Raw genomic sequence first — 22,698 nt, 5'->3', positions numbered from 1 at the left:
ATGCAAATTACGACTCCCGATATTGGTGTAGATAAAGCCGTTGTTGCTGAAATTCTCGTTAAAGTGGGCGACACGATTGCAATTGATGAAAGCATTGTCTTGCTTGAGTCTGACAAAGCGTCTGTTGAAGTGCCTAGCACTTCAGCAGGTGTGGTGAAAAGCATTTTGGTGAGCCAAGGTGATGAGGTTACGGAAGGTACAGCCTTAGTCGAGCTTGAAGCAGAAGGTGGAGCAGATGCAGCCACTGAAATTCAACAGGCAGATGCTTCGCAAAAAACTTCAGAAAATACGCCAACTTCATTGCCTGACGATGAAATCATGCAAGAACTGTCTTCGCATCGACCAAAAGCTTCAGCTGCTCCTGCAACTCAAGCAGCTTCACAAGTCGTAGATGTCCAAGTACCTGATATTGGCGTAGAAAAAGCCACTGTGGGTGAAATTTTGGTGTCTGTCGGTGATGAAATCGATGTCGATCAAAGCATCGTGGTAGTGGAATCAGACAAGGCGACTGTTGAAGTTCCAAGTACGGTTTCGGGCACGGTAGAATCTATCGAGATTAAAGAAGGCGACATCATTAAAGAAGGTGTGGTCATTCTGAAAGTGAAAACGGCTGTTTCTGCACCGCAAACCCAGACAGAAGCACCTAAAGCTGAAGCTGCTCAACCGGCAACAGAAGAAAAAGCAGTCGCAACGCCTCAAACTACAGCAGCACCTGCGGGTAATATCGAAGTGACTGTACCTGACTTAGGTGTAGACAAAGCGGCTGTAGCTGAAATTCTGGTTCAGGTCGGTGATACGGTTGAAAAAGACCAGAGTATCATCGTGGTAGAGTCTGATAAAGCCACGGTTGAAGTACCTAGCTCTACAGCAGGCGAGATTAAAGCAATTCACGTTGAAGTAGGTCAAAACGTCTCTGAAGGCATTGCACTGATTACGATTCAAGCTGAAGCGCAAGCAGATGCTGCACCTGTTGCAGTCAAAGCTGAAGCACCGAAAGCAGCCGTTACAAAAGCAGAAACGGCACCTGTTCCTTCTGTTCCAACGGCAGTGACATCTGATAATGCAGACAAGCTAACCAAAGAGCAGAATGCAGCCAACTCGAAAGTTTATGCTGGTCCTGCTGTGCGTAAACTGGCACGTGAATTGGGTGTGGTTTTATCGGATGTGAAAGCGTCGGGTTCGCATGCGCGTGTTATGAAAGAAGACCTAAAAGCTTATGTCAAAACGCGCCTTACTGCGCCGCAGCCTGCTCCTGTAGCCGCTGCTGCTGTGCAGGCGGCCGGTCTGCCAAAACTTCCAGACTTCTCTGCATTTGGTGGTGTTGAAGAAAAAGCCATGACACGCTTGCAGCAGGTTTCTGTACCGCAATTGTCATTGAATAATTTCATCCCGCAAGTCACGCAGTTTGATGCAGCCGATATCACCGAGCTTGAAGCTTGGCGAGGCGAGTTGAAAGGCAACTTTAAGAAAGAAGGGATTAGTCTGACTATTCTGGCTTTCATTGCCAAGGCATTGGCGCATCTTTTAAAAGAAGAGCCTTATTTTGCAGGTCATTTGGCGGATGATCAAAAGTCTGTATTGCTGCGCAATGAAATCCATATGGGGATTGCAGTAGCCACCCCTGATGGTTTGACCGTTCCTGTTCTGCGTAATCCGGACCAAAAATCGGTTAAGCAAATTGCGATTGAGCTGGGTGAGTTAAGTAAAAAGGCGCGTGAGAAGAAATTATCACCGAAAGACTTACAAGGTGCGAACTTTACCATTACCAGTTTAGGTTCAATTGGCGGTACAGCATTTACACCGCTCGTGAACTGGCCTCAAGTGGCAATTTTGGGCATTTCACCTGCCACCATGCAACCGGTGTGGAATGGTGAAAGTTTTGATCCACGCCTCATGCTGCCATTGTCATTGTCTTATGATCATCGTGTGATTAATGGTGCTGACGCTGCTCGTTTTACCCATAAACTGACCAAGCTTTTAGCGGATATTCGCACTTTATTGCTCTAATCAGCTCATTAAAGCTCGAATAAGATAAACCCTGCTTCGGCAGGGTTTTTTATTGTCACAGAGTATTAAAATATTTTGAGTCGCTTGTCGATCTGAGGATGAGCTTTTATTTGTTTTAACCGCCTATTCTAAAAGGCAGACAATAAATTGATTTGATAAAAAACTGCTTTACGATTAAAATCAACTTACTTCATTGGGGAGTAGCCGCTTTTTACGCAATGTAAAAAGGTGATGGTCAACATAATTGTTCAACAGAACATGGTCATCATAGCAAAGAACCAATTCAGCTTTTCTCAAAGCTTTTTTTGTTGGCAAGACCTTTGATTTATCACTCCGCAGATTTTTGGCTAGCAGGAGCGATAAGTCATCGGCAAATTTTGCTAGCCAGAGAAAGATCACATGTATGAACTGCTCATCTCTACCGCTATTGTTGCCCTTGCTGAAATGGGTGATAAGACTCAGTTATTAGCCTTGTTACTGGCGGCCCGTTTTCGAAAACCTGTTCCTATTCTGTTTGCTATTTTACTGGCGACCCTATTGAACCATGGTATATCGGCAGTGCTTGGCCAGTGGATTACCACGGTACTTAGCCCAGATGTGTTACTGTGGATTGTATCCATTGGCTTTATCGCGATGGCCCTGTGGATGCTTGTTCCAGACGAGCTTGAAGATGAAACTGATAATATCAATAAATGGCAAAAATATGGCGTGTTTGGAGCCACCTTTGTGCTGTTCTTTCTGGCAGAAATAGGCGATAAAACCCAAGTGGCGACCGTTGCTTTGGCAGCGCGTTTTGACAGTGTATTCTGGGTGATGCTGGGCACGACCATTGGGATGATGATTGCCAATGCGCCGGTAGTCTTTGTCGGGAACAAGCTGGCTGATAAACTGCCAATTCCACTGATTCATAAGATTGGTGCGAGCATATTCTTGATCATTGGTGTTGCTACTTTGGTACAGCATTACTTTTTTTAAAGTTGAATAGTCATAAAAAATCCTGGCATTTTAGTCGGGATTTTTTATGACTAAATATGCACAATTTACTGATAATTCTGACGTTATTTCATTATGTGTTGATTGTAAATTACTATAATTCCCTATATGTTGTATGGCATTAAAATACAATTTTACAGCGATATTTTGGGGAATGGGTTATGGCATTTGATCGTACTACATCACAAGTGTTATTTGATAATGGCACACATAAATGTATTAGCTTTACCAGTCTGGTGAAAGGTGAAGGTGTACAAGCCAACCAATTTCTAATTTTGGATCATGAACGTGCCGCAGTGCTGGATCCAGGGGGCGATTTAACCTATGTCCCACTGACCATGGAACTGAACAAATATACCCGTCTGACCAATCTCGATTATGTGATGGCTTCCCATCAAGACCCTGACATTATTACCTCAATGCCACGTTGGTTGGTATATACCGAAGCCAAAGTGGTGGCATCTAAACTCTGGGCGCGCTTTTTACCCCATTTAAATTCGGCTTTTATGAGTGATCGAATGAAGGGTGGATGGTTGGAACGCTTGATTGAATTACCAGACCACGGTGGAATCATTCCTTTGGGCGAATCGCGTATTATTGTTGTTCCTGCCCATTTCCTGCATTCGGTTGGCAATTTCCAGTTTTATGATCCGATTGCAAAAATTTTATTTTCCGGTGATATGGGCGCATCAATGGTGGAGGATGCCGCTAAACCATTGGAAAACTTTGCAGCGCATATTCCAAAGATGAAAAGCTTTCACCAGCGCTATATGTGTTCGAATAAAGTGATTCGCCTTTGGGTAAATATGGTGCGTACTATGGATATTGAAATGATTGTGCCGCAGCACGGTACGCCATTTATCGGTAAAGAGCAGATTAATCAGTTCTTGGACTGGATTGAAACTTTAGAATGCGGAATCGACTTGATGGATGAAACGGTATTTACCTGTCCTGAATAATATCTCTGCTGTTCACTGATTTTTGTTGCGTATAAAAGCAACATTTTTTAATATTTCTGTCTAAAAATTAAATCTTTGATGACGAGAATTTAAAAATGTTGTCTCAAGTCGCGACGCAGGATGCATGTTTTAGCTGTGGGGCATGTTGTGCCCATTTCCGGGTTTCATTTTATTGGGCAGAAGGTATTGCCATGCCTGAACATTATATACAACCACTGACCGCAGTTTATTCGTGTATGCAAGGCACCCATCAGGCACAGCCTTATTGTGCTGCACTTGAGGGGAAAATTGGTGAACAGGTCAGTTGTGCCATTTATACAGTGCGCAGTTCCAGTTGCAAAGAAGTGCAGGTTGCGGATGAACAATGTAATAAAGCCCGCCGTGCCTACAATATGATTCCCTTTATAGCTATTGAAACGGCAGAACCGAGCAATGATGAGGGTTTTGATCAGGTGGTTTAACATTCAATAAAATTAAATATTTAGCCTTATAATGCAGCAGAGTGGCTGTTTTTGAACAAAAAACCTTGTAGATATTCAGTCATGTAAATTTATTTTGCCTGACTGTTTGAAATTAACATGAATAAACCTGTATTTTTTGTTTATAATAGCGCACGGAAATTACCAGTGAGACTGTTATGTTGACCATCGTTCAAGAAGCACTAACCTTCGATGATGTCTTATTACTCCCTGCCTACTCAACTGTTCTCCCAAAAGATGTCTCCCTAAAGACACGCCTTACTCGTGGCATTAATTTGAATATTCCCCTTGTTTCAGCTGCAATGGATACTGTGACAGAATCACGTATGGCAATTGCGATGGCGCAAAACGGTGGTATCGGCATCCTGCATAAAAACATGGATATTTCTGCTCAAGCAGCTGAAGTACGCCGTGTGAAAAAATTCGAAGCAGGGATGGTGAAAGATCCTATCACTGTGACTCCGGAAACTACGGTTCGTGAATTGATTGCGATTACTCAAGCCAACAATATCAGCGGTGTACCCGTTGTTAAAGATGGCAAAGTGGTCGGTATTGTCACGGGTCGTGATACACGTTTTGTGACCAATCTAGAACAGCCGGTTAGCAACATCATGACTGGTCAGGACCGTTTGGTGACTGTTCGTGAAAACGAATCTAAAGAAAATATCCAGGCCTTATTACAAAAAAACCGTATTGAAAAAGTATTGGTGGTAGGCGACAACAACGAATTAAAAGGTTTGATTACGGTCACTGATTTCCGTAAAGCCGAGCTTTATCCAAACAGCTGTAAAGATGACTTAGGTCGTCTGCGTGTTGGTGCGGCAGTAGGTACAGGAATTGAAACCCCTGCACGTGTTGAAGCATTGGTTGAAGCCGGTGTGGATGCGATTGTTGTCGACACGGCACACGGTCACTCTGCAGGTGTAATTGAGCGCGTTCGTTGGGTTAAAGCCAACTACCCGCAAGTTCAAGTCATTGGCGGCAACATCGCAACTGGCGATGCTGCATTGGCTTTACTTGACGCAGGTGCAGATGCGGTTAAAGTCGGTATTGGTCCTGGCTCAATCTGTACCACCCGTATTGTTGCAGGTATTGGTATGCCACAAATGTCTGCGATTGATAGTGTTGCCAATGCATTGAAAGATCAGATTCCTTTAATTGCTGATGGTGGTATCCGCTTCTCTGGTGATATGGCGAAAGCCATTGGTGCCGGTGCGAGCACAATCATGGTCGGTTCATTGATGGCAGGTACTGAAGAAGCACCTGGTGAAGTTGAATTCTTCCAGGGTCGTTATTATAAAGCTTACCGTGGTATGGGTTCGTTGGGTGCAATGGCCGGTGCAACAGGTTCTGCTGACCGTTATTTCCAAGACGCTAAAGCAGGTCAGGAAAAACTTGTACCAGAAGGTATTGAAGGTCGCGTACCTTACAAAGGTCCTATGGGCAACATTGTGCACCAAATGATGGGCGGTTTACGTTCATCTATGGGCTACACGGGTTCTGCAGTGATTGAAGATCTTCGTCAAAATGCGAAATTCGTAAAAATCACTTCAGCCGGTATGTCTGAATCACATGTGCATGATGTGACCATTACTAAAGAAGCACCAAACTACCGTGTTGGTTGAGTTTTAGTAATCCAAGCCATGAAAAGCCGTCATTTATATGACGGCTTTTTTGATTTTGGTGTAAAGTAATTGCGGATAAAATTGGATGATGAATATCATCACACATATATAAGAAGTGAGTGAAAAATGAGTTATTTCGGAACAGATGGCATTCGTGGAAAGTTTGGGGAGCTTCCAATTACACCTGAATTTGCACTTAAGCTAGGCTTTGCAGCAGGTAAAGTTTTAAAACAAATGAGTCATAAGAAAAAACCTATTGTTGTGTTGGGTAAAGATACCCGTTTATCTGGCTATATTTTAGAATCTGCATTACAAGCTGGTTTAAATGCTGCTGGAGTCTATGTTCATTTATTGGGGCCATTGCCAACCCCGGCCATCGCACATTTAACCCGTGCTTTGCATGCCAGTTTAGGCATTGTAATTTCGGCTTCGCATAACCCTTATTTTGATAACGGGATTAAATTTTTCTCAAGCGAAGGCAAAAAATTGCCCGATGAAGTTCAAAATGCAATTAATCGAGAACTTGAAAAAGAATTAAAAATTGAAGATACCGCAAACTTGGGTAAAAGCGTTCGTGTCAAAGACGCCAACGGTCGTTACATTGAGTTCTGTAAATCAACATTCCCATACCATTTCGATTTAAGTAATTTAAAGATTGTGGTGGACTGTGCCAATGGTGCAGCTTATAACGTGGGGCCTGCGGTATTTCGTGAACTGGGCGCGGGCGTGATTGCTATCCATAATGAACCGACAGGTTTAAATATTAATGAAGACTGCGGTTCAACCCATCCTGAGAGCCTGCAAAAAGCTGTGTTAGAACATCAAGCAGATTTAGGCATTGCCTTTGATGGGGATGCAGACCGGGTGGTTTTGGTCGATAAAAACGGTCAGTTAGTCGATGGCGACAACATCCTTTATATTCTTGCGACACAAGCGAGCCATAAACCTGCAGGAATTGTGGGTACCGTGATGAGTAATATGGCCCTTGAATTGGCACTCGAAAAAGCGCAAGTTCCATTTGTACGTGCCAATGTAGGTGACCGTTATGTATTGCAAGCACTGGATGAAAATGGCTGGGTGATTGGCGGTGAACCATCCGGGCATATTCTGACCTTAGATAAAAGCACCACAGGCGATGCGATTATTGCAGCCTTGCAAGTGTTGACTGTCATGGTTGAACAGAAAAAAGCTTTGCATGAGTTGGTTGCAGACTTCCATTTATTGCCAAATGTACTGGTGAATGTCCGTTTAGATGCCATGTTCGATCCTTATGCTGTACCTGCATTAGCGACTGAATTTGAGAAAGCGGAACAACAGCTCAAAGGTCGGGGGCGTTTACTGATTCGTAAATCAGGCACTGAACCCGTCATTCGGGTCATGGTGGAAGGTGATGATCTTCAAGAAGTGACCGATTTAGCCAACCATCTTGCAGATGCTGTCCGTACCAATGCTGCTTAAGGAAACCATATGAATGATGTGATTAAAGATTTGAGCGAACTTCGCTTAAGTTACCAAAAAGGTGAATTACATGAAGCACATGTGGACGAAAATCCACATTTGCAGTTTCTAGCGTGGTTTAACGCATCTTTAGATGCCAAATTGCATGAACCCTATGCCATGTATTTGGCCACGGCAAATGCGCAAGGTCGTCCGCATGTACGTACCGTATTATTACGTGGCGCAACGCATGCGGGTTATGACTTTTATAGTAATTATGACAGTCAAAAAGGTTTAGACTTAATTGCAAATCCCTATGCGGAACTGCTGTTTTATTGGCCTGAATTGGAACGCCAAATTCGCGTGAGTGGTAAAGTTGAAAAGATCTCTTTAGCAGAGTCGACCGACTATTATCATAAACGTCCACGTGATAGCCAGATTGCAGCGCATATCAGTACGCCACAAAGTGGAGTCATTGCCAGTCGTGAAGAATTGCAAACGCGTTTCCAGGCCTTGCAAGATCGGGTAAGCGACAAAACAGAATTGGCCAAACCCGAATTTTGGGGTGGCTACCGTTTAGTACCCGACTATTACGAATTTTGGCAAGGTCGTCCAAACCGTTTACATGACCGTTTAAGTTATGAAAGAATCGACGGTACATGGAAATTACAACGACTCATGCCTTAAATGCCAAAAACACTGATTCAGCAACGACCTTTTATTACACGCCCTGAAAATATTCAGGGCGTGTCACCCTTTATTGCGCAAATTTTAGCGCGCCGTGGTATGCAATCCGAACAAGAACTCCAACTTAAACTGAAACATTTACTTGCTCCCAATATGAAAGGTTTAGAACAAGCCATTCAAATTATGGATCAAGCTATAGACGATGAGAAGAAAATTGTCATTGTTGGCGATTATGATGCGGATGGTGCAACCAGTACCGCATTAATGGTATTAGCGTTACGAGACATGGGTGCTACTGTTGAATATTTGGTTCCTGATCGTTTTAAATATGGCTATGGTTTAACACCCAAAATTGCAGATTTGGCATTTACCCGTTATCAGCCAGATCTGCTGATAACAGTCGATAACGGTATTTCCAGTCATGCGGGTGTAGAGCAAGCCCAAGCACATGGCATGCAGGTGATTATTACCGATCATCATCTGACCACCAAGGAAACGCCTAAAGCCGAAGCTGTTGTTAATCCGAATCAATTGGGTTGCGAATTTCCAAGCAAGGCCTTGGCGGGGGTAGGAGTTGCATTTTACTTGCTTGCTAACCTGTCGAGCCACCGAAGTAAATTAGGGAAATCTAATTCCAAGGTGGCACAGTATTTAGATCTGGTGGCGCTCGGGACATATGCGGATGTGGCAAGTCTGGATTATAACAACCGGATCTTGGTGGATGCCGGAGTTAAACGGATTCAGCAAAACCAATGTCGCGCAGGGATAAGTGCTTTACTGGATATTGCAGGACGAGAACCGTCCGAACTCAAAGCCCTAGATTTAGGTTTTGTGCTTGGTCCTCGAATTAATGCAGCTGGGCGCATGGAAACCATGGACATTGGTATTGAATGTCTCATTGCAATCGATATGCAAACTGCTTATCCATTGGCACAGCAGTTGAATCAGTTAAATGTTGAACGTCGTCAGGTTGAAGCGCAGATGAAGCAAGAGGCTTTATCTGAATTAGTAACCTTGCAATTAGATCAGGCAGATTTACCTGCGGCTTTAATTCTGTTTGAACCGCATTGGCATCAGGGTGTAATTGGTATTGTGGCGGGTCGTCTGAAAGAACAGTTTCATCGTCCGAGTATCGTTTTTGCAGCTGATGATGATGGCATTCATATCAAAGGTTCTGCACGCTCAATAGAAGGCGTGCATATTCGAGATGCGATTGAACTCATTGCAGAACAACATCCGCATTTGGTCAGTCACTTTGGCGGACATGCCGCAGCAGCGGGTTTAACCATTCAGAAAAAGCATTTTGAAGAATTCAAACAGGTTTTTGAGCAACTGATCTCGACTATGGATGAATCGCTGTTTTATACCACTTTATGGACGGATGGTGAATTACCCACAACAACTTTTCAAATTGATACAGTCGATCTGCTGCAAAATTTAACCCCATGGGGACAAAAATTTCCATCACCGATTTTTGAAGGGGTATTCAAGGTTTTAGATTATCGCTGGTTGAAAGAAACCCATTTAAAACTGCGTTTGGCTTTAGAGAACGGTCAAATTGTAGAAGCCATTGCCTTTAATGCCAGTGAAAAATTCGAATTTGATGCCATGCAAGATAGTGTTCGACTGGTGTATGAACTCGATAAAAATGAATTCAATGGCAATGTGAGTTTACAACTGCGTGTCATACATTTAGAACAATAAAAAACCGCTCATTGGAGCGGTTTTTTTGATTTGATTAATTCGGTCTGATTAGAAGCGGTATTTCGCAGCTACACCAAATGAGTTGTAGTCATTATTACCAACTTCACCAAAACCAACACGACCTTCAAGGCTTACTTGTTGGTTAATGAATTTACGGGCATTGACACCAAATTCACTTTGATCAGTTAAGTCATTGTTATGATAGTCAGCACCAACGCTTAGTGTTTTATCAATGAAGTAGTCGGCAGCAAGATTGTACTCATCTAGATCACCAAATGCAGCACCAGCTTCTAAATTGATATCTTTACCATTACTTAAAGTAGTTACATATTTAGCACGTAATGTTGGATCTACACCATCATCATTGTCGTTGTCATAACCTTTAAGACCAGCGGCAATTAACAATCCTGGAGCTGGAAGGTAACCAACTTCAGCGGCATAGTAAGTGGTATCAAAGTCATATTTTTGACCCAGTCCATTGAAAAGTTCTGTTTCATTTTGACTGATGTTACCGCTTAAATAAAAGTCAGAATTTGGTACAAAGACCTCTGCACCGATACCATAAGTGTTGCTATCTAAATCACCACGATCAGCAAATGTTGCTTGGGCCTTTACGTTACTTGCACGGTCAAGGAAAGCTGCTTCTGCAAGTGGGGCATTACGAGTTTGAACGGGGTTGAAGTAATAAGTACCATCTACACCAAAAGCATTACCTGAACCACCATTATCTGGGTCAACGTAAGCGGCTGCTGCACCAACTTCGGCTTGGTATGCATTTGCTGTACCTGTTACTGCTAGAGCAGAAAGAAGTGCTGAAGCAATGGCTAATTTTTTCATGGATACTACCCCTCAAATTTATGGTCAAAATTAATACATTTTTTGTTACAACTTTTAGTCTAGAGCAAAATGAATTCAGGTCAATCCTCGCAAGGTTACTCAAATGTTGCTAACGTAATTTTATGTAATTTTTGAATTTTAAATATTTGAAAAATATAGATTTATTAAAATGTTTTGTTTTATTAAAATTGTGTAGAGTTCATGGATTTATGTGAATTTTTAATAAAATTTTAAGTATTTCGTAACAGAATAGTGAGTTAATATTAAAAATAACCTCAATTGAGGAGGTCTTTAACTATCCATTTAATTACTTACTGCTTAATTAAAAATAATATGTCACATTGATATTAAATAATTAAATATCGATATTAAATAATTAAATATCATGACCCAACCAACTTAACCACCTACGCGAAGTTAGAATAAAATATTTAGAACGAATAAAGCAGAAATCAATATACTTTTCATCGTAGTCTTGCATATTATAAGCTGTACTTATGCTAAAGGCCTGGTCGAAATAAATATTTGATTCCATCATAAATTGTATATGCGTCGGCTTCAGATTTTATAGCTAAAATAGTTTTTCTTTCTGAGTAGTGATGGGGCTAGCCAAGATAAGCATTGCTGTGATGAGTTAAAAATGCAAATTTATTAAGCGGTGCATTTTTAGTAGAAACAGGATTGAATTAAAAAGTGCTTTTTACCTCAAATTCATTGTCTGCATGTATAGTCGTTATCATGATCAGTATAGATACAACTACCCTCTAATTGAGTGTTCTAAGCAAAACTTGAACAAGCAATTGCTGCAAGGCTGAGTGCTAGACCTGTGCGTTTCATTAACCTCCAAAGTGATTGTGGTTAAAAAATTGTAAGAATGCTTAAAAACATGCATCTGGTTCATAAAAAAGACATTCAGATCAACTGCTATTGCACCAAGGCTCTGTAAAACTGCATCCATGCTCTGTGTTATAATTGATGGCTATTTAAGCCAAGTATTCTGATTGAGAGTAATTCACGTGGAAATTAATCCTTATCTAAACCAATTAAAAGACTTAAACGACCGTGGTCTAACATTACGGGGGTATCTTTGACTACGATCTGAAAAAAGAACGTTTAGAAGAGGTACTTCGTGAATTAGAAGATCCAACCATCTGGAATGACCAAAGTCGTGCGCAAGCGATGGCCAAAGAAAAAGGCGAGCTTGAAAACGTATTAAATGTGCTTGAGGGTTTATCAACTCAGCTGGAAGACGCACAAGCATTGCTGGAGTTAGCAGTTGAAGCAGATGATGAAAGTTTGCTTGAAGATGTGCAAGCGGAATTAGACAATTCTGAAGCCGAACTGGCAAAACTTGAATTCCGCCGTATGTTCAGTAACCCGATGGACCCGAACCCATGTTATGTGGAAATTCAGGCCGGTTCGGGGGGGACGGAAGCACAAGACTGGGCATCCATGTTGCTTCGTATGTATATGCGCTGGATTGAACGTCACGGCTTTAAAGCAGAATTGATGGAAGAATCTGACGGTGATGTTGCCGGGATTAAATCGGCGACCATTCGTGTAGAAGGCGAGTATGCCTATGGCTGGTTACGTACCGAATCTGGTGTACACCGTTTAGTGCGTAAATCGCCATTTGACTCGGGTAACCGTCGTCATACTTCATTCTCGGCTGTGTTTGTTTCACCTGAAATTGATGACGATATCGAAATTGATATTAACCCTGCGGACGTGCGTACCGATACTTATCGTGCATCGGGTGCCGGTGGTCAGCATATTAACAAAACCGATTCTGCGGTACGTTTAACCCATGCACCAACAGGAATTGTAGTGGCATGTCAGAACCAGCGTTCACAACATGCCAACCGTGACCATGCCTGGAAACAGTTACGTGCAAAACTCTATGAATTAGAGATGAAAAAACGTACCGATGCTGCGCAAGCACTGGAAGATACCAAGTCCGATATTGGTTGGGGTAGTCAGATTCGTTCATACGTACTGGATGACTCGCGTATTAAAGACTTGCGTACCAGTGTGGAAAGCTCAAACACCGGTGCAGTGCTGGATGGTGATCTGGATAAATTTATTGAAGCCAGTTTAAAACAGGGTTTATAAGTTTATTGCTAAAAAAACAGAGGCCGATCCTCTGTTTTTTTAGCTTTAAAACTGGGTGATATGAGTTCATCCAATGTATTGGTCAGACAATGTTAGAATAGAGTGAATTTGTACAAGATTGCAGCAATTTACAAAATGAATATATAATATCGATAAATTTCGATATTAATATCGTATAAATTCGATATAATGATTCTAGGTAAGGTGCTGATCATGAACATGAGTGAAATGAGATGGACACAGAAGCAATTTATAAAGCCTTAGCCAACCCGATTAGACGTCAGATTCTGCAATGTTTAAAAGAACCTGATCGTTACATTTCTAGTGAAGAATGTGGAAATGATTTTAGTCGTGGCGTGTGCGCAGGTCAGATGGAAAAAATTGCCGATATCTCCCAATCGACTATGTCCAATCATTTGTCGGTGCTGCAACAGGCAGGACTGATTCATGTCACTAAATATGGACAATGGTCTTATTTCTCACGTAATGAAGCACTGATCGAAGAGTTTTTACAATATTTACAGCATGCGCTTTAGACTTTAATCAGTCCGGGCAAGCTGTAAGAGGATTGCTGGATGACAGATTTTTCAACACCGATTCAATTTGGTGAACTTAAACTTAAAAACCGTGTGGTGATGGCACCATTAACGCGTAGCCGTGCCACCGCTGACCGTGTACCAACGCCAATGATGGCTGAATACTATGCGCAACGTGCAAGTGCAGGTTTAATCATCTCGGAAGCAACGGTGATTTCAGAAGAAGCCAATGGTTATGAAAAAACGCCAGGTTTATTTACCGACGCTCAAGTAGAAGGCTGGAAACTTGTTACAGATGCAGTTCATGCCAAAGACAGTTTGATTGTGGCGCAATTGTGGCATGTGGGTCGGGTATCGCATCCTGATTTATTAAAGGGTGAAACGCCGGTTTCAGCCAGTGCCGTACAACAGGCTGGTCATGTGAGCCTGCTGCGTCCAAAACGTGAATATGTAGTGCCGCGTCCACTGGAAATCTCTGAAATTCGAGCCATTACCGAGCAATATAAACAGTCTGCCATTCGTGCCAAAGCTGCAGGTTTTGACGGAGTGGAATTGCATGCGGCGAATGGTTATTTGATTGACCAATTCTTGCAAACTTCAACCAATAAACGTAGCGATCTTTATGGTGGTTCGGTTGAAAACCGTGTGCGTTTCTTGCTTGAAGTGGTGGATGCGCTGATTGAAGTCTGGGGTGCCGGTCGTGTTGGTGTGCATTTGGCGCCGCGTGGCGATGAGCATGATATGGGCGATGCCAATGCGAAAGAAACGTTTGGTTATGTAATGGAAGAACTGGGCAAACGTAAAATTGCCTTCTTCTTTACCCGTGAATATCTAGCCGATGACAGCATCAGCCTAGAAATGAAAGCGCGTTCAAATGGTGTGCCGTATATTGCCAATATGCGTTTAAGCCGTGAAGATGCACTTGAATTATTGGCATCGGGCAAAGCAGAAGCGGTGTCTTTTGGTAAAGATTATATTGCCAATCCTGACCTTTTTGAGCGTTTGGTGGAAGATGAACCGCTAAATGAATTGAAGTTTGAAAATATGATTGGAACCGATGTCGCAGCAGGTTATATCGACTATCCTTTCTTAAATAAACAGTTGGCCGAAAGCTAAGCTGATACCTCACAAAGCAGAATAAATCATCTCACAGAGCAGAATCCATTAACATGTGGAGGCTGCTCTGTTATATTTTGCCGATTCAACACAATTTGAGGCAACTTGTTTGGCTACTCCTGTTTGGTACAACGCAGCATTATCAATCATTAAACCATTATATAAGTGGCGAATAAAAAAACGTGCGTTGAATACGGAGCAATTGCAACAAGAGTGTCTTGAGCGTTTTGGTCCCTTTCAAACGCCGAAAAATCTGCATGCCATCTGGTTTCATGTGGTATCGGTGGGGGAAACCAATGCGGCGCAACCCTTAATCGAACATTATTTAAAATTAGGTCATGCCGTTTTAGTGACCAATACCACTAAGACCGGACAGGCGCGTGCCAAATCACTATTTTTAAAAGCCCCGTATGAACATTTGTTTCAGGCAGTGTATTTGCCTGCGGACCAGAAACATTTGGTGCAGGCGTTTTATCAAAAATATCAGCCGAAATTATTGGCTTTGGTGGAAACTGAAATCTGGCCAAATTTGATTGACCAAGCCCAGCAAGTTAAAGTGCCATGTTTGTTGATTAATGCCCGTCTTTCGGAAAAATCCGCGCAAGGCTACAGCAAAGTTCAAGGCCTGAGCCGAGGCATGCTGCATGGTCTAGACCAGTTACTGGCACAAGACCAAGCGACTTTAGAGCGCTTTATCCATTTAGGTTTATCTGCGAATAAAGGGCAGGTGTTAGGAAGTATTAAATTTGATATTCATGCACCTGAAACATCTATTCAACAGGCAGGGCAACTGAAACACGAATGGAATTTAGCAGCACGTAAAATCATTACCATTGCCAGTACGCATGCGCCAGAAGAGCAAAAATTACTCGCTACTTTACAGCCTTATTTAACACAGCATCCAGAAATTTTGGTGATTGTGGTACCGCGTCATCCGGAACGCTTTGATGAGGTATTTCAGATTGCACAAGGTTTGGATTTAAAAACCCGACGCCGCAGTTTAGGTGAATCCATTCAGCCTGATACCCAAGTATATTTAGCCGATAGTATGGGCGAGATGTGGTTGTGGTATGCCTTAAGCCAAGTCTGCTTTGTCGGTGGTTCGTTGAATGAGCCAGGCGGTGGGCATAACATTTTAGAGCCAATTGCTTTAAATGTGCCGACGGTTTTGGGTAAAAATTACTTTAACTTTCAGACTATTGTTGATGAATTTGTCGCAGTGGATGGGGTAAAAGTTGTGGATGATGCAGAGCAGGCGACGAAACTTTTAATTGAACTGTTAAATGATCATGTAGTTGCAGAACAACTGAATCGACAGGCACAACGAATCATGCTGAAAAATACCGGTTCGTTAGCAAAGCATATTGCGGTGATTGATCAGTATCTTTAAAAAGCCCTGTGTTACATTACGTTGAAATTTATTTCGCGGAGGCGGCATGGATGCCGCCGTTAGGCTATGGTAAAGGGACTTACCAATAGCCTAACAAAGAGTTTTGCCTACTTTTGCGCTGTCAAAAGTAGGAATATGCCTACGCAAAGTAAAATAAAGTCATGAAATTTTAGGTGGCTGTGCAGGTGTCTTTGCTTTTAAGAGTTGAATTTATAACTTATGAATATTGTTCTTCTTGACCCACGCCAAACTGAATCTGAAATCTGGACGATTAGTGCCAAACGTCAGCTTGAACATTTACGTACCCATGTTGATATCCAAGTCGGTGACAGCTTAAAAGTCGGGATTCGGGAGGGTAAACGCTACCTGACGGAAATTGTGGAAATCACTGAACAAGCCATAAAATTAAAATCCATTAAAGAAGAGCTTGTTCCTGAAAAACTGCCGGTCACTTTAATTGTTGCCATGCCGCGTCCGAAAGTACTGCGCCGTTTAATTATGGATAGTGTCACGCTGGGGGTAGAAAAAATTATTCTTCTGCACAGTTATCGGGTGGATAAAAGCTATTGGCAAACCCCATTTTTACAACAGCTTGATCAATATGTAACGCTGGGTCTGGAACAAGCCGGAGATACCATTGCACCTAAAATTGAAATCTATAAACGCTTTAAGCCATTTGTAGAAGATGTCTTGCCCAGTTTAATTACCGCGGAATGTCCGGCTTACGTGGCCCATCCTTATGCAGATATGAAAATGCCTTTTGCAATTGATCATCCGTGTAGCATTATGATTGGCCCAGAGGGCGGTTTTATTCCCTATGAAGTGGATTTGCTGATAAAAAACGGCTGCCAGGCGGTAAGCTTAGGCAACCGTATTATTCGAACTGAAACTGTGATTGCTTATGTATTAGGTCGTCTGTTTAGCACGAGCTGACTCATCATCCTGTACCGAAGGATCACCACGATAGATCTTCACTTCTTGTACTGGATAAGGGATAGAAATATTATGTTCGGCAAAAGCCTGAATCACCCTTTCCTGTACGGCACTGACCGACGTTCCCATTCCTGTTTCAGTCGTATCCACCCACCAGAAGGCTTTTAGCGTGATCGAGAAGTCAGCCAGTGCAGTGACATTTACGCTAAACCCAGGTTGACTCAGGATCGTTGGATCTTTATCTAGAATGGCAGTAATAATATCTTTGGCTTTTTGGATATCGTCTTCATAACCAATACCGACCACAAATTCACAACGGCGGCGTTGATAAGCCGTATTGACCGTCACTGCGCTGGTATAGACTGTTGCATTGGGAATAACGATACGACGGCCATCGGGTGAACGTAAGAAAGTTGCACGAATCTGAATATCTTCAACCGTACCTTCCATGCCCGACACAATAATGTCATCACCAATTTTGAACGGTTCACCCAGTAAAATTAAAATGCCTGAAAGCAAATTCTGGAAAATGTCCTTGAACGCGAAACCGATCGCGACCGAACCAATCCCCAAAGCACTCATTAGCTGCCCCGGAGTGAAGCCTGGAATGGCAATGACCATGGCAATGAGGAAACCAAAGAACATGATGGCTGAACTGCCGACACGGTTCAGAACCAGAACTAGATTCTGTTTGGTATAAGAGCGGTCAGTCAAAGCTTTACGGACAAAGAATTTAAATAATTTTGACAGTAAATAAAATATTGTAAAAACCACCAGTGCAATACAGATGTAGGGTAAGCGCTCCCAAAAGGCATCGGCGAATTTATCAATGGTGGAATACGCATCGTTATACTTTGCTGTATGTTTTAGCACAGTTTGTGTGGTTTTTTCAGTTGCCTCATGCAAAAGCTCTGATGTGCCTTGAGTCACATCATTCAAGGCATTTTTTTGTTCAGCCACGAATTTTCCGAATTTGGGTTAGTACGCGGTATTTTGCCTGAAAATCAGTAAAAATTTAACCACTACTCAGCTGCAATCCGCCTGGTTTTTGTCAAAAAACTGTGAACACATTTTAAAAGTAGGCGGTGCCTTTTTGAATGACTTCTTGAGGTTGAGGCATTTCCAGTTCGCCTGCTCCAAACATATAAGACACGATGCTACTTGAAGCCATGAAACTCAATACCGTGATAATAATCATCAACCAAGCCAGTATTTTTTCCCAGACCGGTGTCGCACGCGGTAAACCATAATTGTTGACTCCCTTGCTTCCTGAACCTAAAAGTAAATATAGCCCCATAAAAATATTCAGTAAGGGAATCAGGAATAACAGAATCAGCCAGCCACTTCGGTTCATGTCATGCAAACGGCGGATGCTAATCACCATCAGAAAATAAAGGTACAGTACCAAAATCACCACAAAGCCGAGTCCTGCTAATCCGGTCAATGTATTTACGAACTGGTTGTCCACCGACAGGGTGTTCAGGTGGAAAATGCCCATGGTCAGGCTCAGTGCAAGGGTGGCGAAGAAAGTAATGAGATGCACAAACCCATACCAGCCAATTGAACTCAAACGACCAAAACGGCCTTGGGGCGACAAAGGATTATCGTTAGTTGGCAGTGGTGGTCGTGAAAAAAATGGAGAGGAGTCTTGCGGGTTCATATGCTTTCCGGGTCAGGTTTGGCTGAGCAAATAGGGTATTTTGCAAAGCAGTGCATGCATCTTCTTGTTAAATTATAAGATTAAATGAACAGATCAGATACGAATTAGACCATTTTTTTTGTTGAATACGATAAGGAGTCTGTGGTTTAAATTGTATAAATAAACTACGACCAAAGCATGATTGAAGCGGTTGAAAAATAATCGTCATACTGTGGATATGCAGTCAATAAAATCAATAACGTGGCATAGCATCTCGTGATGAGATGAAGAAGAGCAAGGAAGTACTTATGAAAGAGATCTATCCTGTACCAGAAGAGTTTAAAAAAACCGCTCGCACCAACGAGTCTGAATATTTCGAGCGTTATCAGCAATCCATCGATCAGCCTGATGAATATTGGGCAGAGCAAGCCAATAAACTGGACTGGATCAAACCTTTTACCCAAGTCAAAAACACAAGTTTCAACAAAGACAATTTTAAAATCGAATGGTTTGCCGATGGGCAACTGAATCTGAGTGCCAATTGCCTGGATCGGCATTTAAAAGAACATCCGCATAAACCTGCCATTATTTGGGAAGGCGATCATCCTTCGCGGCATAAAATTATTTCCTTTAAAGAACTGCATGATGAAACCTGCCGTTTTGCCAATGTGCTGAAAAAACATGGCGTGAGTAAAGGTGACCGTGTGGTGCTGTATATGCCGATGATCTCGGAAGCGGCTATTTCGATGCTGGCTTGTGCACGCATTGGTGCAGTGCATTGTGTGGTATTTGGTGGTTTCTCACCAGATTCACTGGCCAGCCGGATTGAAGACTGTCAGGCAAAAATCGTGATTACCGCCGACTCAGGCATGCGTGGTGGTAAACCGGTCCCACTCAAAGAAAATGTCGATGCGGCATTGAAAGTACAAGGAACTGAATCAGTTCAAAATGTGATTGTGGTGCATCGTACCGGGAACCCGATTGAACTCAAGGAAGGGCGTGACTTGTGGTATCACATGGAAATCATGTCGGTGAATGAGATCTGCCCGCCTGAACCGATGAATGCTGAAGATCCCTTATTCATTTTGTATACCTCAGGTTCGACCGGCAAGCCGAAAGGGGTGTTACATACCACTGGCGGTTATTTGACTTATGTGAACTCCACTTTCCGTGAAGTTTTTGATATCAAGCAGGATGATGTGTTCTGGTGTACTGCAGATGTCGGCTGGATTACTGGACATTCTTATGTACTGTATGGGCCATTGTCGAATGGCACCACAACGGTAATGTTTGAAGGTGTGCCGCAATATCCGACCTGGGCACGCACCGGTCATATTGTCGACAAGCACAATGTCACCATTCTCTATACTGCGCCAACCGCGATTCGCGCCATGATGCGAGAAGGTGATACCTTTGTTCGGGAAAGTGACCGCAGCAGCTTACGTTTAATTGGTTCGGTAGGTGAGCCGATTAATCCGGAAGCATGGAACTGGTATTACACCGTGGTGGGTGAAAGCCGCTGCCCGATTGTCGATACCTGGTGGCAAACTGAAACCGGCGGGATATTAATTTCACCCTTACCAGGTGCAACCGATTTAAAGCCGGGTTCTGCTACCCGTCCATTATTTGGCATACAACCCGCTATTGTCGATGCTGAAGGCAAGGAACTGGAAGGCGAAGCAGAAGGTAACCTGATTATCAAGGATTCCTGGCCGGGTCAGATGCGTACCATCTGGGGTGATCCTGAACGTTTTATTGAAGCCTATTTCTCCACCTATCCAGGAACTTATTTCACTGGAGATGGCGCCCGCCGTGATAAAGATGGCTATTACTGGATTACCGGAAGGGTAGATGATGTATTGAATGTCTCAGGACACCGTTTAGGTACCGCAGAAGTCGAAAGTGCCTTGGTAGCGCATGAGCATGTCGCTGAAGCTGCGGTTGTCGGCATGCCGCATGATATTAAAGGTCAAGGCATCTGTGCATTTGTTACTTTACAGGCCAATTTTGAAGAATCCGACGAATTGCGTAAAGAATTGGTCGCTTGGGTTCGCAAAACCTTGGGACCTGTGGCCACACCGGATGCTTTATATTGGGCACCCGCCTTGCCAAAAACTCGTTCCGGAAAAATCATGCGCCGTATTTTAAGAAAAATTGCCGCCAATGAACTGGATAGTTTGGGGGATACTTCGACCTTGGCCGATCCACAGGTGGTAGACAATCTGATACTGACCGTTTACCCCAACAATTAAGTCATTTTAGCCATTACCGCCTGCATTTTTCAGGCGGTATTTTATTTTATGTACAAGGACTTCAGGCATTCAGATAAAGCAGTAAAACATCATCTGTTAAGCTAAAAATATAGGGATAATCAGAAAATATTATGAATGCCTCATTTCCGCTGTTAAATCCAAATTTGTTACATATTGCTTAATAACTGGCGGAAGAGTTTGCAACCATTGCAGCTGAACGTGATAAACAGAGTCGCAACCCAAAACAAGAGCGTGATTTAATCTGTCAAAGTGGTTTGTTAGGGTGGTCTATTCCAGCCGAATAATGAATGGGCTTTTAATTATTAAATTAAGAATTTGATTTATATATAAAATAAAAGATTTTTGTATACGGTGTATTATATTAATTTTAGGAAAAGTAAATAAAATGATGTAGTAGCATCTATTATGAAATTAAGGAACTAATAATGAATAACGCTGATTTTGTTGATGCACTTAGAGTCTATGTTAGAGATGCTGGAATTAAGGATGTTATTTCTAAGTTAAAAAGCCCACCTGGTAGGAAGGTTACCCCTGAGATGAAAAATTTATCCGAATGATATAATGGCTTATCAGAAGAGGATACTAATAGAGTTAATACTATAATGGAGTTAGTGGCTCATGATGTCCTATTTGGTATTTTTGCAGTATTAGATGGTATTCGAATTATTGACGAAGAAAAAGGACAGTTTGAATTAACTTACTAGAACTCAAAAAGATACATTCATGTTAAATAATCCTTCTGAATTAGGATTACATGGGCTACTTAATTCAATCAATTGAAATTAGATCAAGCAAATAACAATGAGTAAGAATATATCTTAAGTAAAAACTTATTAAATATAATGGCGGTTATAAGAAGTAGAAAGCAGGGAGATCGGCCCACGCTTCGCATAACTCGTATTATATTAATTTTAGAAAGACTATAAAGTGTTTACAAAGTAAGTGGCTATTCAGATTCAGGTGTTTATCGCACTATTAAACAATTACGCATCATTCGAAGCATACTGAATAATACAAAGAGCTTTCCCTTCCAGAGGCAATTCATGCTTTTCAGATAAATCACTTAAAAGTTCTTTAATTAAAAAAACCTCTAAAAAGTAGCTATATACTCGCCTATCCACTGTAAATTCGACTGCACCATCATCTGGTTCAACCATAACGATAGTATCTGAAGCTACAGTCCAATCTTTTACCGCATAAATCGTTTCTTCATCAGAATACTCTTCTATATTTAATAGAACTTCCAATAAATTCATACCGTTAATTCCTCAGATGGAATATCTACCTTTTCCATTGATAAATTATCAAAAAAATTAGAATTAAGCCTTCCATTTTTCAATTCGTATAAGATGTATTTTATTTATTTTAGGAAAACTAAAAAGGGTTATTCTTAATATGATGTATAAATGGACTGACTTTGAACAAAAACTAATAATTCATAGAGATACGAGTATTGATATATCTAGAATATTATTGATGTATGAAAATCAAATTAAAGAAATTATCGTTAAAATTAAAAAACTAAAATTTGAAGAAACAGGGTCTATATTTGACGAATTATGTGAAATACAAGACTACTTAGCTACAGCTAAATATAAATATGATATACAACTCAATAAAGAATTAGATTTATTCGTATACCATTTTGATAGAGCTGGTGATGAATATATAAGACAATATTGGTATGAACAATTTCATAATAATATTACTTGGCCTCTACCAGAGGATTCTTGATGTCCATTTAACATAATGGCGCTTATACGAGTTGAAAAATGTAAGCCCAAAATAGAAATGTCCGGTTTCTCCAAAGTAAAAATGTCCGCTTTTAGAATATGCACTTTTGCAATTATCGAAGCGGACGGTTTGATATGTTGGTGTCTATGTCGGATAAAGAACTTAAACGATTGTCGGTCTTGCAAGAAATTTGTGATCAACGCATAACCCAGTCCCAGGCTGCTCAGCTACTGCATA

At 41.8% G+C, this 22,698-nt stretch carries 20 protein-coding genes and 1 riboswitch; of the genes, 16 read left to right on the top strand and 4 right to left on the bottom strand.

The genetic code is table 11. The features are described 5' to 3' along the window. The 8 genes from E0H89_RS10490 to recJ all read left to right on the top strand — a co-directional run bounded on the left by E0H89_RS10490 (position 1) and on the right by recJ (position 9,891). Positions 1 to 2,007: a 2-oxo acid dehydrogenase subunit E2 gene (locus tag E0H89_RS10490; RefSeq protein ID WP_131216825.1), complete on the top strand. Its 2,007-nt coding sequence runs from the start codon at positions 1 to 3 to the stop codon at positions 2,005 to 2,007. Positions 2,008 to 2,190: 183 nt separating this feature from the next. Then, positions 2,191 to 2,333, top strand: a riboswitch (yybP-ykoY riboswitch). Between the two features lie 73 nt (positions 2,334 to 2,406). Next, positions 2,407 to 2,982 carry a TMEM165/GDT1 family protein gene (locus E0H89_RS10485; protein ID WP_131216823.1) on the top strand — a complete coding sequence of 192 codons (576 nt, stop codon included), beginning with the start codon at positions 2,407 to 2,409 and terminating at the stop codon, positions 2,980 to 2,982. Between the two features lie 179 nt (positions 2,983 to 3,161). Further along, positions 3,162 to 3,959 carry an oxygen-binding di-iron domain-containing protein gene (locus E0H89_RS10480; RefSeq protein ID WP_131216821.1) on the top strand — a complete coding sequence of 266 codons (798 nt, stop codon included), beginning with the start codon at positions 3,162 to 3,164 and terminating at the stop codon, positions 3,957 to 3,959. Between the two features lie 95 nt (positions 3,960 to 4,054). Next, entirely contained in the window at positions 4,055 to 4,420 is a 366-nt protein-coding gene (locus E0H89_RS10475) for a YkgJ family cysteine cluster protein (protein ID WP_131216819.1), read from the top strand. Between the two features lie 176 nt (positions 4,421 to 4,596). Then, the gene (gene guaB / locus E0H89_RS10470) at positions 4,597 to 6,063 is read left to right on the top strand and encodes an IMP dehydrogenase (protein WP_131216817.1); all 1,467 of its coding nucleotides are present in this window, start codon (positions 4,597 to 4,599) and stop codon (positions 6,061 to 6,063) included. A 126-nt stretch (positions 6,064 to 6,189) separates the two neighbouring features. After that, a complete protein-coding gene (gene glmM / locus E0H89_RS10465) occupies positions 6,190 to 7,521 on the top strand; it encodes a phosphoglucosamine mutase (protein WP_131216815.1) in 1,332 nt (443 codons plus the stop codon). Positions 7,522 to 7,530: 9 nt separating this feature from the next. Further along, a complete protein-coding gene (pdxH, locus tag E0H89_RS10460; protein WP_131216813.1) occupies positions 7,531 to 8,187 on the top strand; it encodes a pyridoxamine 5'-phosphate oxidase in 657 nt (218 codons plus the stop codon). Continuing rightward, the gene (recJ, locus tag E0H89_RS10455) at positions 8,188 to 9,891 is read left to right on the top strand and encodes a single-stranded-DNA-specific exonuclease RecJ (protein ID WP_131216812.1); all 1,704 of its coding nucleotides are present in this window, start codon (positions 8,188 to 8,190) and stop codon (positions 9,889 to 9,891) included. Between the two features lie 48 nt (positions 9,892 to 9,939). Here the strand turns inward: recJ and E0H89_RS10450 are convergent, their stop codons facing one another. Next, on the bottom strand, positions 9,940 to 10,728 hold the full coding sequence (locus E0H89_RS10450; RefSeq protein ID WP_131216810.1) for a putative porin: 789 nt from the start codon (positions 10,726 to 10,728) through the stop codon (positions 9,940 to 9,942). A gap of 1,016 nt (positions 10,729 to 11,744) precedes the next feature. Between E0H89_RS10450 and prfB the strand changes: the two genes are divergently transcribed. The 5 genes from prfB (at position 11,745) to E0H89_RS10425 (ending at position 16,815) form a co-directional block, all read left to right on the top strand. Next, a protein-coding gene (gene prfB, locus E0H89_RS10445) for a peptide chain release factor 2 (protein ID WP_131216808.1) occupies positions 11,745 to 12,840 on the top strand; the annotation gives its coding sequence in 2 pieces (ribosomal slippage) (positions 11,745 to 11,816 and positions 11,818 to 12,840; 1,095 coding nt in all). A gap of 233 nt (positions 12,841 to 13,073) precedes the next feature. Next, a complete protein-coding gene (locus tag E0H89_RS10440) occupies positions 13,074 to 13,376 on the top strand; it encodes an ArsR/SmtB family transcription factor (RefSeq protein ID WP_131216806.1) in 303 nt (100 codons plus the stop codon). 39 nt (positions 13,377 to 13,415) lie between these two features. Continuing rightward, on the top strand, positions 13,416 to 14,492 hold the full coding sequence (locus tag E0H89_RS10435; protein ID WP_131216804.1) for an alkene reductase: 1,077 nt from the start codon (positions 13,416 to 13,418) through the stop codon (positions 14,490 to 14,492). A 109-nt stretch (positions 14,493 to 14,601) separates the two neighbouring features. After that, positions 14,602 to 15,882 (top strand): 3-deoxy-D-manno-octulosonic acid transferase, encoded by a 1,281-nt coding sequence (locus E0H89_RS10430; protein ID WP_131216802.1) that lies wholly within the window; start codon positions 14,602 to 14,604, stop codon positions 15,880 to 15,882. Between the two features lie 219 nt (positions 15,883 to 16,101). Next, complete coding sequence (locus tag E0H89_RS10425; RefSeq protein ID WP_131216800.1) at positions 16,102 to 16,815, top strand: 16S rRNA (uracil(1498)-N(3))-methyltransferase; 714 nt, start codon at positions 16,102 to 16,104, stop codon at positions 16,813 to 16,815. On the opposite strand, the gene E0H89_RS10420 is transcribed toward E0H89_RS10425, so the two are convergent. Both E0H89_RS10420 and E0H89_RS10415 read right to left on the bottom strand, forming a co-directional pair. Next, positions 16,789 to 17,775: a mechanosensitive ion channel family protein gene (locus tag E0H89_RS10420; protein WP_131216799.1), complete on the bottom strand. Its 987-nt coding sequence runs from the start codon at positions 17,773 to 17,775 to the stop codon at positions 16,789 to 16,791. The genes E0H89_RS10425 and E0H89_RS10420 overlap by 27 nt on opposite strands. A gap of 112 nt (positions 17,776 to 17,887) precedes the next feature. Next, positions 17,888 to 18,475 carry a DUF805 domain-containing protein gene (locus E0H89_RS10415; RefSeq protein ID WP_131216797.1) on the bottom strand — a complete coding sequence of 196 codons (588 nt, stop codon included), beginning with the start codon at positions 18,473 to 18,475 and terminating at the stop codon, positions 17,888 to 17,890. Positions 18,476 to 18,762: 287 nt separating this feature from the next. Between E0H89_RS10415 and acs the strand changes: the two genes are divergently transcribed. Together acs and E0H89_RS16850 are read left to right on the top strand one after the other, a co-directional pair. Next, positions 18,763 to 20,706 (top strand): acetate--CoA ligase, encoded by a 1,944-nt coding sequence (acs, locus tag E0H89_RS10410; protein ID WP_131216795.1) that lies wholly within the window; start codon positions 18,763 to 18,765, stop codon positions 20,704 to 20,706. Between the two features lie 446 nt (positions 20,707 to 21,152). Continuing rightward, positions 21,153 to 21,284: a hypothetical protein gene (locus E0H89_RS16850; protein WP_284702742.1), complete on the top strand. Its 132-nt coding sequence runs from the start codon at positions 21,153 to 21,155 to the stop codon at positions 21,282 to 21,284. 426 nt (positions 21,285 to 21,710) lie between these two features. Here the strand turns inward: E0H89_RS16850 and E0H89_RS10395 are convergent, their stop codons facing one another. Beyond that, on the bottom strand, positions 21,711 to 21,983 hold the full coding sequence (locus E0H89_RS10395) for a hypothetical protein (RefSeq protein WP_131216793.1): 273 nt from the start codon (positions 21,981 to 21,983) through the stop codon (positions 21,711 to 21,713). 139 nt (positions 21,984 to 22,122) lie between these two features. Here E0H89_RS10395 and E0H89_RS10390 point away from each other — a divergent pair, with 139 nt between their 5' ends. Then, positions 22,123 to 22,461 (top strand): CdiI-like immunity protein, encoded by a 339-nt coding sequence (locus E0H89_RS10390; protein WP_131216791.1) that lies wholly within the window; start codon positions 22,123 to 22,125, stop codon positions 22,459 to 22,461. The last annotated feature ends 237 nt before the right edge of the window (positions 22,462 to 22,698 follow it).

The sequence above is a fragment of the Acinetobacter sp. ANC 3781 genome, assembly GCF_004331285.1.
Classification (GTDB): Bacteria; Pseudomonadota; Gammaproteobacteria; order Pseudomonadales; family Moraxellaceae; genus Acinetobacter.
The sequence above is the reverse complement of the archived record's forward strand: the minus strand, read 5'-3'. Positions and strand labels throughout refer to the sequence as shown.

Excerpts from the sequence above, each read along its gene's own strand:
- E0H89_RS10490 (WP_131216825.1), top strand. The coding sequence starts at position 1 with ATGCAAATTACGACTCCCGATATTGGTGTAGATAAAGCCGTTGTTGCT.
- E0H89_RS10485 (WP_131216823.1), top strand. The coding sequence starts at position 2,407 with ATGTATGAACTGCTCATCTCTACCGCTATTGTTGCCCTTGCTGAAATG.
- E0H89_RS10480 (WP_131216821.1), top strand. The coding sequence starts at position 3,162 with ATGGCATTTGATCGTACTACATCACAAGTGTTATTTGATAATGGCACA.
- E0H89_RS10475 (WP_131216819.1), top strand. The coding sequence starts at position 4,055 with ATGTTGTCTCAAGTCGCGACGCAGGATGCATGTTTTAGCTGTGGGGCA.
- guaB (WP_131216817.1), top strand. The coding sequence starts at position 4,597 with ATGTTGACCATCGTTCAAGAAGCACTAACCTTCGATGATGTCTTATTA.
- glmM (WP_131216815.1), top strand. The coding sequence starts at position 6,190 with ATGAGTTATTTCGGAACAGATGGCATTCGTGGAAAGTTTGGGGAGCTT.
- pdxH (WP_131216813.1), top strand. The coding sequence starts at position 7,531 with ATGAATGATGTGATTAAAGATTTGAGCGAACTTCGCTTAAGTTACCAA.
- recJ (WP_131216812.1), top strand. The coding sequence starts at position 8,188 with ATGCCAAAAACACTGATTCAGCAACGACCTTTTATTACACGCCCTGAA.
- E0H89_RS10450 (WP_131216810.1), bottom strand. The coding sequence starts at position 10,728 with ATGAAAAAATTAGCCATTGCTTCAGCACTTCTTTCTGCTCTAGCAGTA.
- E0H89_RS10440 (WP_131216806.1), top strand. The coding sequence starts at position 13,074 with ATGGACACAGAAGCAATTTATAAAGCCTTAGCCAACCCGATTAGACGT.
- E0H89_RS10435 (WP_131216804.1), top strand. The coding sequence starts at position 13,416 with ATGACAGATTTTTCAACACCGATTCAATTTGGTGAACTTAAACTTAAA.
- E0H89_RS10425 (WP_131216800.1), top strand. The coding sequence starts at position 16,102 with ATGAATATTGTTCTTCTTGACCCACGCCAAACTGAATCTGAAATCTGG.
- E0H89_RS10415 (WP_131216797.1), bottom strand. The coding sequence starts at position 18,475 with ATGAACCCGCAAGACTCCTCTCCATTTTTTTCACGACCACCACTGCCA.
- acs (WP_131216795.1), top strand. The coding sequence starts at position 18,763 with ATGAAAGAGATCTATCCTGTACCAGAAGAGTTTAAAAAAACCGCTCGC.
- E0H89_RS16850 (WP_284702742.1), top strand. The coding sequence starts at position 21,153 with ATGAATAACGCTGATTTTGTTGATGCACTTAGAGTCTATGTTAGAGAT.
- E0H89_RS10395 (WP_131216793.1), bottom strand. The coding sequence starts at position 21,983 with ATGAATTTATTGGAAGTTCTATTAAATATAGAAGAGTATTCTGATGAA.
- E0H89_RS10390 (WP_131216791.1), top strand. The coding sequence starts at position 22,123 with ATGATGTATAAATGGACTGACTTTGAACAAAAACTAATAATTCATAGA.